The sequence below is a fragment of the Niveispirillum sp. genome, from assembly GCF_017996735.1.
GTDB lineage: Bacteria > Pseudomonadota > Alphaproteobacteria > Azospirillales > Azospirillaceae > Niveispirillum.
The window spans coordinates 1-8,688 of the sequence record NZ_JAGOGJ010000199.1 but is presented as its reverse complement, the minus strand read 5'-3'; the positions used below and the strand labels follow the sequence as shown (position 1 = coordinate 8,688).

Here is an 8,688-nt window from a genome sequence, read left to right as displayed (position 1 = left end):
GGTCGGTGCGCTTGCCAAGGCAGTGCGGCTCTATCTTCGCCCATTGGGCGTCCGTCAGAAGATTCCTATCCATCCAGAGCTTGAATCACATAAAGCCCCTTTTGTGAATCCCCACAGACCCTAATCCCGCCTTCTGGAAGGACGAGGATTTATGGGCAAGGTGACACGGAAGCGGTATTCGGGGGAATTCAAGGCGAAGGTCGCGCTTGAGGCGATCAAGGGCGATCAGACGTTGGCGGAACTGGCGGCGAAATACGCGATCCACCACACGATGATCGCGCAATGGAAGCGCCAGGCGATCGAGGGGATGGCGGCGACGTTTTCCGGCAAGGCGTCGGAGCCGGAGGCTACGGCCAGCGGCGCGGATGTTGAGAAGTTGCACGCCAAGATCGGTCAGCTGGTGGTGGAACGGGATTTTTTGCGGGACGCCTCTGTTCGCTTGGGCTTGATCAGAGGCGCCAAATGATCGAGCGGGACCGCCCGGGCCTGTCGATTGTCCGGCAATGCGCCTTGCTGTCGCTGAACCGGTCCGGGGTTTATCACCGCCCGGCGCCGGAAAGCCCGCTGAACCTGTCGCTGATGCGTCTGATCGACGAGCAGTTCCTGGAGACGCCCTATTATGGGGCCCGGCAGATGGCGCGGCATCTACGGCGCCTGGGCCATGAGGTCGGCCGCAAGCGGATCGGGCGGCTGATGGGCAGGATGGGTCTGGCGTCGATCTATCAGAAGCCCAGGACCAGCGTGCCGCATCCGCAGCACCCCACATATCCCTATCTGCTGAAGGGGTTGGTGATCGACCGACCCAATCAGGTCTGGTGCTCGGACATCACATACATCCCGATGCGCAAGGGTTTCCTCTATCTGACGGCGATCATGGATTGGGCGACGCGCAAGATCCTGGCCTGGCGGCTGTCCAATACCCTGGATGCCGATTTCTGCATCCAGGCACTGGAGGAGGCCCTGGCCCGCCATGGCACCCCGGAAATCTTCAACACCGATCAGGGCAGCCAATATACCAGCCCGCGTTTCACCGAGGTGCTGAAGGACCGGAACATCAAGATCAGCATGGATGGCAGGGGCCGGTGGATGGACAACGTTTTCATCGAGCGCCTATGGCGGTCGATGAAATACGAGTGCGTCTATCTGCATGCTTTCGAGACCGGATCGGAACTGCGGGCCGGGCTGACGACATGGATCGGACATTACAATGCCCGGCGCCCGCATTCGGCACTGGCCGGAAGAACGCCGGACGAGGCATATCATCAAACCGGCCCGACGTTCCTGCCGGGGTTAACCCCGGCAGGAACGTCAACAGGCTCATACGACAAAGTGGCGGCGTAACGACAACCGGGATTAGCTTATTCCTGCCGCCAATCTGTCCGATCAAACGGGGCCACCTCTGCCGTTTGGCCGCCGTTTATCGTTTTGGGGTGCGATATCGGATTTCATTCCATATCAAGATCATCACCATCATCGTCATCACCCCGCGATTCGTTTCCACCTGGTGATGCTTGGTGAAGGCGGGGGCAGGTTGCTTACAGGTGACGATGTTGTAGCGGTTCAGCATGGCCGCGATGGATTTAAAGCTGTGGCCACTGATCGCGCGGATCTCCTGCGGGGTGCCATCCCGCCTCGCCCAGCCGCGTCACGGCCGTGTGGCGCAGATGCATAAGGCCCAGTTGGCAATGGCCGCCATCGCCCCCGCAAAGCAGCACCCATGTGGCTGAAAGCCCCGCGGAGGCCGTAAGAGCTGCGGAGTTCGCCCTTTCTGTGGAACCGGCTGCCGCCAAGCCCCTGTCTTCGACAAGACGCAGCGTCCGCTGACAAAGTTCCACGTCCGGATGCCAAAGGCGGCGTTTGACGATCGAATTGATTTTCCAACATGGGACAAGGTCATGCCCCCCGCATGAAGGCGGGGCGCATCCTGGCAATATGATAAAAGCGGGGCACGCATCCTGTCCCTGCCCGCCGGATCAATATCGATCCTGAAGTGCGCAGCGGCGCGCGCAATGCGCTTGCAGGATATCTCCTATTTATATGATAAATTCTGAGCTTGATGCCAAGGAGATTTGGGAAATGCTCGACCGATATCTGACCGCACCATATACGCAGCTTACGCCTCGCAAGCCCGGCAAGCTCCGGGGCACACGAAGCTTCAGGGCATTGCTGGTCGCGCCCCTCCTGTCGGCGGCACTGCTGGCCGGGGCGGCGGCTTATGCCACGCCGGCCAGGCAGGAACAGGCACCCGCACAGTTCACGAACCCGCTGCTGCCATCGGGGCCGGACCCGTGGATCACGCAGGTGGATGGCGTCTATTACTACATGCATACGCTGGGGAAGGAGATCGCCCTCTGGCGCACCGACAATATCGCCAATCTGGCAAAGGCGCAGAAGACGGTCATCTGGAAGCCGCCCGCCACCGGCCCCAATGCCCATTCCATCTGGGCGCCGGAGCTGCATCGCCTGGACGGCACGTGGTATCTCTATTATTCCGCCACGGCCAGCGGCCATAAGGACGACGCCAACCGGGCCGTCTTCGTTCTGGAGAACACCGATCCCGATCCGACCAAGGGCACCTGGGTGGATCGGGGGCGCATCAATACCGCCTATCCTGGGATCGATGGTTCAGTGTTCGAGCATGGCGGCAAGCGGTACTTCGTCTATTCCCCCTATGTCGGGCCGGTCAGCGGCCTGGCCATCGCGGAAATGGAGAATCCCTGGAGCCTGAAAGGCCCGGAAAACATCCTGACCACGGCCGACCAACCCTGGGAGAAACAAGGGGGGCGCGCGATCGTGGAGGGACCGGAATTCCTGGCCGGCCCCAAAGGCGACCTTTTCATCGTCTATTCCGCCAGCGCCTGCTGGTCGGATGACTATGCGCTGGGATTGCTGCATGCCCCGGCCGGATCGGACCCGATGGACGCGGCGGCCTGGACCAAGTCGGACGGTTCGGTGTTCCACCGCGCCAATGGCGTCTACGCGACCGGCCATAACGGCTTCTTCAAGTCGCCGGACGGAAAGGAGGACTGGATCATCTATCACGCCAATCCCGGTCCCGGCATGAAATGCACGGCCAAACGGGCACCGCACATGCAACGTTTCGGCTGGACCGCGGATGGCCGTCCCGATTTCGGGGAACCGGCGGCAGCCGGCACCCAACTGGCCGTCCCGTCCGGCAGCAACAGATGAACAGGCCATGAAGAAGGCCGCGGGCGATACACGCGGCCTTCTTCATTTCCCCACCCGATACCCGACGGCCGCCCGTCGCGGCCTGAGGATCACGGGACTGCCCGGCCCGGATCAATCATCCTCGCCATCCATCGAACCGCGCTCGAAGCGGGGCTTGACCGTGATCTTGCCGGTATCGCCCTGGGCCTTGCGCCAGGCCTCCAGACGCAGCCGCAGATCCTTCAGCGTCTTGGCATGGCGGGGGTCGGCAGCCAGGTTGACCTGCTCGTTGGGGTCGGCCTGCAGATCGTAAAGCTCTTCGGCCGGACGATTGTAATAGGCGTCGACAATGGCCTTGGCCGCCGGGTCCTTTTCCGCCGCTTCACGCCAGGAGGGGAAATAGGCACCGGAATCAGTGCGCTTCACCTTCAGATCGATATGGGTGGTGTAGGTATAGTCGGGGTGCAGGTTCTGGATATATTTCCAGCGATCGGTCCGGATGCTGCGCATCGGATAGACATTGACCTGCGTGTCATTATTGTGGGTCGTGAAGATCTCCTGGCGACCCGTCGGCCCCTTGCCCACGCCGAACAGACCGGCGAAGGAAATGCCATCAATGCCCTGCGGCTGCTTGCCGCCGGCAAGTTCCACCAGCGTCGGCAGTACGTCGACCCAGCTCACCATGGCGTCGGTCTTGCTGCCGGGCTGCACCTGGCCCTTCCAGCGCACGACCATCGGCACACGTGTGCCGGTGTCATAGAGGTTCCATTTGCCGAAAGGCCATTGCGTGCCATGGTCGGTCGAATAAAGGACGAACGTGTCGGGTCCCAGCACGCTGTCGACGGCGTCCATGGTCTCTGCCAGTTCCAGGTCCATGCGCCGCACGGCCGCATAGAACCGGGCGCGGGCGTCGCGGGTGACGGGCGTGTCCACCGTCTTGGGCGGCAGCGTCAGGGCGTCGGGCTCGAACCCCTCGGTGGTGCGCGGCCACGGGACATGGGGCCAGTTGCTGCCCACGAACAGAGCCAGGGGACGCTTGTCCTTGCGCGCCTTCAGCCATTCCACGGCCGATGGAATGCCCTTGTGGTCGTGGAACGTGTCGTTGGCGTAATAGTCGAAGCCATAGGTGCCCGTGTGCTGATAATGGGCCACCTTGCCGAAGGCGACGACCTGATATCCCTGCTCCTGCAGGTATGAGGGAAGCTTGCGGATATCGGCGTTGGCGCGGTCATGATTGGCCTCCGCCCCGTTGCGGGCCGGCATCATGCCGGTCAGCAGGGCCGCGCGGCTGGGCGCGCACGCCGGCGAGGCGACGAAAGCCCGATCGAACATCATTCCCTGCGATGCCAATCGCTGCAGCGCCGGGGTGCGGGCATTGGCATCGCCGCCGATATTCACGTCGTTATAGCTCAGATCATCGGCCAGAAAGATCACGATGTTGGGGCGGGCCGGCGGCTCCAGCGCCATGGCGGAGCCGGAAACCGTGCCGGTCAGAACCAGCGACAAGGCGGCCGACGCCATCAGCATTCTACGGCGGGAAATGTTGGACATGTCATTCTCCACGACAGGAATGGGCGGTGTTCCACCGCGAATTCAGAAGTCGAACGATGCGACCAGACGACGACTGGCGATCATGAAGACGTCGGCCACGAACTGCAGCGGACGCAGGTCCACGTCGCTCTGCCGTGTACGCACCAGTTCCGCAAACCTCTTGTAAAGGCGGGGATATTCCTCGTTGGCGCCGCTCACCGGCGGCTGGCCCGGCAGTTCCAGAATGCTGCCGCCCATGCCAAGGCGCAGCATGCCGGCATCGGTGTCGACCTCGATGTCCCAGGTCTGCTGGCCGGTCTGCAGGAAATCCAGGCGCACATCGCCGGCGGCGTCGCCGGTGCGGAACCGGACCAGCGCGGCGATGGGACTGACGCGGTTCGACGGCACGTCCAGTTCCGCGTCCATCACGGTCAGCGGCTCCGGCAGGATGCGGGTGGCGATGGACAGGGCGTTGATGCCAGGGTCGAAAACACCGAAGCCGCCCGCTGCCAGGATCCAGTCCTGGCCCGGATGCCATTGCCGGATATTCTCCATCCAACGGATGCGGACGGCGTCGATCCGGCGGGTTGCCAGCCAGTCGCGGGCGGCATCGACCTCCGCCGCTTCACGGGAATGCCATGTGGTGAACAGGACGGTGCCCTGTCTCCGCGCTTCCAGGGCCAACGCCTCCACCTCCGACACCGTGGCGGCGGGGGGCTTCTCCAGCATCAGGTCCTTGCCGGCCCGGATGGCCGCCATGGCCTGTTCGAAGCGGCCATCGGGCGGGGTGCAGAGGGATACCGCCTGGATGTCGGGACGTGCCGCCAGCATCTCGGCAATCGAGCCATGACCTTCCACCCCGTCAACACGGCCATGGCGGCTCGCCGTCGCGGCCAGTTCGAAATCGGCGCTTTTCGCCAGCGCCGGCACATGCTGATCGCGTGCGATTTTGCCGATACCGACAAGTCCCAGTCTGACCATTTCCTGCACGATCCTTATTATAAGATATATATGCTTCTAACTCAGATACCGTGGCGCTTCAACGCATGTCGAGCCTTGATCATTGGATCACCGCATAAGGGCGCTTGCCGCGCCATCTTGCGCGCGATCTCGGGCCGGCTCGCCGCCGGATCATGCATTTCCCCACGATCCCCCGCGATGTCGAAAAGCCGCCAGGGCTCGCCGAAGTGTGACACAAGCTTCCATTTCCCGTCGCGCACGGCGCGGTTGCCTTCATGGCGCCAGAACAGGAGCTTATCGCGCTTCAACGCCTCGCCATGGACCGCCGGAACCATCAACCGGCCCTGCATGAGCAGGATTTCATGCCCTTCACGAATGACGGGGCATGTCAACCGGCTGTTATTGACCGGGGCCGGCATCACATCGATCAGATGGCTCGGCCCTGCCCTATTCGGCTGTGCATTCATGTCGCCGGCGGCGGGCTGCGCGCGCGCCACAGAGGCCGGGGCCACGCCCGCCAGGAAGCGGGTGAAACGGCTCTTCCTCATGACACCTCTCCTCCTGACGGGGCCTTACCCTCCGGCCTGTACCCGGCCGTTTGGCGGGCACCCTATCACAGGACGGCGCGTTGGCAATATTGATAATATCAATCTTATTTATATGTCGGCATGCTCGCGGTTCAGAAAATCCGTTGAAGCACCACTCCACGATGATATATCATATTTATATGTAAAAAAATGCAGCCCAACGCTGCGGTTTCATCAGATGGGGAGGACGCGCGGTGCGTAAAATTCTTCTGCTGGCGGGTGCGGCGACACTCTTCCACCTCATGGCTGCGCCGATCATGGCGCAGACCGCAGCCGATCCGGCACAGACGGGCAGTTCCGCCTATGTCGGTCCGATCACGACCAAATGGGGCCGGGAGGTGACGGCGGAAAACGCCTGGCGCAGCTATCCCCGCCCCCAACTGGTGCGCCCGCAATGGCAGAATCTGAATGGCATATGGGATTATGCCATCACCCCTGCGAATGTCGCGCAGCCGGCGCGGATGGATGGCCGCATCCTGGTCCCCTTCGCCGTGGAATCCAAGCTGTCGGGGGTGGCACGCAAGGTGCTGCCCGATGATCGCCTGTGGTATCGCCGCGACTTCACCGTTCCGGCCGAATGGGCCGGCAAACGGACATTGCTGCATTTTGGCGCCGTCGATTTCGAAGCCACCATCTGGGTGAATGACCGGCTGGTCGGCAGCCACAGGGGCGGTTCCGACCCATTCAGCTTTGATATCACCCTCTATTTGCGTGACGGGTCCAACAGCCTGTCGGTGCAGGTCGCGGACCCGACATCCGATGGGGACCAGCCCCGCGGCAAACAGGTCCTGGACCCGCGCGGCATCTGGTACACAGCGGTCAGCGGCATCTGGCAGACGGTCTGGCTGGAGCCGGTGCCCGACCTGCATATCAAGGAAGTGCGCGCCACACCCGATATCGACCGCGGGGTCGTATCGGTCGAGGTGGCACTGAACGGGCCCGCCAAACCGACCGACGCCGTGCGTCTGACCGCGCGCAGCGGGGGCAAGACCGTCGCGACCACGGTGATCCGGGGCAACCGGCGGGCGGAACTGTCCATTCCCGATGCCAGGCTGTGGACGACGGATGATCCGTTCCTTTACGATCTGACGGCGGAACTGGTGACCGTGGCCAATCCGGCGGCGGGCCTCCCGGAACCGGGCAAGACCCTGCCTCCCCATTCCGCGAAGGAAACGGAAGCCTATGCCGCGCTGGCCCCGGGGGCGGAGGGCGGCGACAAGGTCGATGCCTATTTCGGCATGCGCAAAATCTCGGTGGGTCCGGACCCGGCCACGGGCCACCCCGTGCTGTTATTGAACAACAAACCCTTGTTCCATAACGGCGTGCTGGACCAGGGCTGGTGGCCCGACGGGCTGCTGACCCCACCATCGGAGGAAGCTGCGAAAAGCGATATGGTCTTCCTGAAGAAGGCCGGCTTCAACATGCTGCGCAAGCATATCAAGGTGGAACCGGCGCGCTATTATTACGATGCCGACCGGCTTGGCATGCTGATCTGGCAGGACCTGCCGTCCGGTGGGTTTGCCGATCAGGCGGTGCGGCGGCTGAGCGACCGCGAGGCCGTCTTCACCTCGCAGGCCATGGCGCAGTACCAGTTTGAAGCCGCGAACATCATCGGCGCCCTGCGCCCCTTCCCGTCCATCGTCATGTGGGTCACCAACAACGAAGGCTGGGGCCAATATGGCGCACGCACCGTTTCCGCGCTGGTCAGGAATATGGACCCCAGCCGCATCATCAACGCCACCAGCGGCTGGCTGGACATTGCGGGCGATGTCTCCCAGGTCTACGACATCCATACCTATGAGGAAGTGCCGCTTGTACCCGAAGCCAGCGGCGGACGCGTCCGGGTCATCGGTGAATATGGCGGCGTCGGTCTGGCCAAGCCCGGCCACCTCTGGTTCCCCGACCGCGACCTGAAAATCTATCAGATCGCCAAGGACCCGGCCGATTATGAAGCCCGCTACCGTACCAAGTTCGACGAGATCGTGCGCCAGTATCGCAAGGAAGGGCTGGCCGCCGCCGTCTATACCCAGACCACGGACGTGGAAAGCGAGTTGAACGGTCTGCTGACCTATGACCGGGCCGTTGAGAAGCTGCCGCCTGCCAAGTTGAAGTCGATGGCCGGCCCGCTATACGGCAAGCGGTGATCGGCAAGCAAAAAGCCCCCTGCGCAGGTCCGACGGCCTGTGCAGGGGACTTTGTTTTCCGGTCCCGGATATCAGAATTTTGGGTACCACGCCGCCGCGTCAGATGGCGGCGCCCTTTGCCTCGGCCTGGTCGATCAGGGTGAGGACGTCGGCAATCAGGTGGCGCATGGCGGTGCGGGCAGCGTCCGCGTCACCGGCGGCGATCGCGTCGCGCACGGCCGTATGGTCCGCCACGCTGGCCGTCCTGCCCTTGATCCGGTTGGTGAAGCGGATCGAGGTGCGCAGCGCCGTCGTCACGA

Annotated in this window: 7 protein-coding genes; 3 read left to right on the top strand and 4 right to left on the bottom strand. The window is 63.0% G+C overall.

Features of this window, described 5'->3' with window-relative positions; genetic code table 11:
• Nucleotides 1–151: 151 nt before the first annotated feature.
• Together KBA48_RS31025 and KBA48_RS31020 are read left to right on the top strand one after the other, a co-directional pair.
• Nucleotides 152–1,341 (top strand): IS3 family transposase gene (locus tag KBA48_RS31025; protein WP_292912555.1). Its coding sequence is split into 2 segments (ribosomal slippage): nucleotides 152–425 and nucleotides 425–1,341, totalling 1,191 coding nucleotides; the frame shifts between segments, so codons are not numbered across the junction.
• 735 nt (nucleotides 1,342–2,076) lie between these two features.
• On the top strand, nucleotides 2,077–3,189 hold the full coding sequence (locus KBA48_RS31020; RefSeq protein ID WP_292912554.1) for a glycoside hydrolase family 43 protein: 1,113 nt from the start codon (nucleotides 2,077–2,079) through the stop codon (nucleotides 3,187–3,189).
• A gap of 111 nt (nucleotides 3,190–3,300) precedes the next feature.
• Here KBA48_RS31020 and KBA48_RS31015 read toward each other — a convergent pair whose 3' ends face one another.
• From KBA48_RS31015 to KBA48_RS31005, 3 genes are all read right to left on the bottom strand, one after another.
• Nucleotides 3,301–4,689, bottom strand: coding sequence for a sulfatase (locus KBA48_RS31015; protein WP_292912553.1), 1,389 nt, complete (start codon nucleotides 4,687–4,689; stop codon nucleotides 3,301–3,303).
• Nucleotides 4,690–4,761: 72 nt separating this feature from the next.
• Entirely contained in the window at nucleotides 4,762–5,679 is a 918-nt protein-coding gene (locus tag KBA48_RS31010) for a Gfo/Idh/MocA family oxidoreductase (RefSeq protein ID WP_292912552.1), read from the bottom strand.
• 41 nt (nucleotides 5,680–5,720) lie between these two features.
• Nucleotides 5,721–6,206, bottom strand: coding sequence for a hypothetical protein (locus KBA48_RS31005; RefSeq protein WP_292912551.1), 486 nt, complete (start codon nucleotides 6,204–6,206; stop codon nucleotides 5,721–5,723).
• Between the two features lie 233 nt (nucleotides 6,207–6,439).
• Between KBA48_RS31005 and KBA48_RS31000 the strand changes: the two genes are divergently transcribed.
• Nucleotides 6,440–8,389, top strand: coding sequence for a glycoside hydrolase family 2 protein (locus tag KBA48_RS31000; RefSeq protein WP_292912550.1), 1,950 nt, complete (start codon nucleotides 6,440–6,442; stop codon nucleotides 8,387–8,389).
• A gap of 99 nt (nucleotides 8,390–8,488) precedes the next feature.
• On the opposite strand, the gene KBA48_RS30995 is transcribed toward KBA48_RS31000, so the two are convergent.
• On the bottom strand, nucleotides 8,489–8,688 hold a 200-nt coding region (locus KBA48_RS30995; RefSeq protein ID WP_292912278.1), incomplete at its 5' end, for an FCD domain-containing protein.

What these genes read in the sequence shown, in the direction of transcription:
- KBA48_RS31020 (WP_292912554.1), top strand. Translation starts at nt 2,077, where the DNA reads ATGCTCGACCGATATCTGACCGCACCATATACGCAGCTTACGCCTCGC.
- KBA48_RS31015 (WP_292912553.1), bottom strand. Translation starts at nt 4,689, where the DNA reads ATGGCGTCGGCCGCCTTGTCGCTGGTTCTGACCGGCACGGTTTCCGGC.
- KBA48_RS31010 (WP_292912552.1), bottom strand. Translation starts at nt 5,679, where the DNA reads ATGGTCAGACTGGGACTTGTCGGTATCGGCAAAATCGCACGCGATCAG.
- KBA48_RS31005 (WP_292912551.1), bottom strand. Translation starts at nt 6,206, where the DNA reads ATGAGGAAGAGCCGTTTCACCCGCTTCCTGGCGGGCGTGGCCCCGGCC.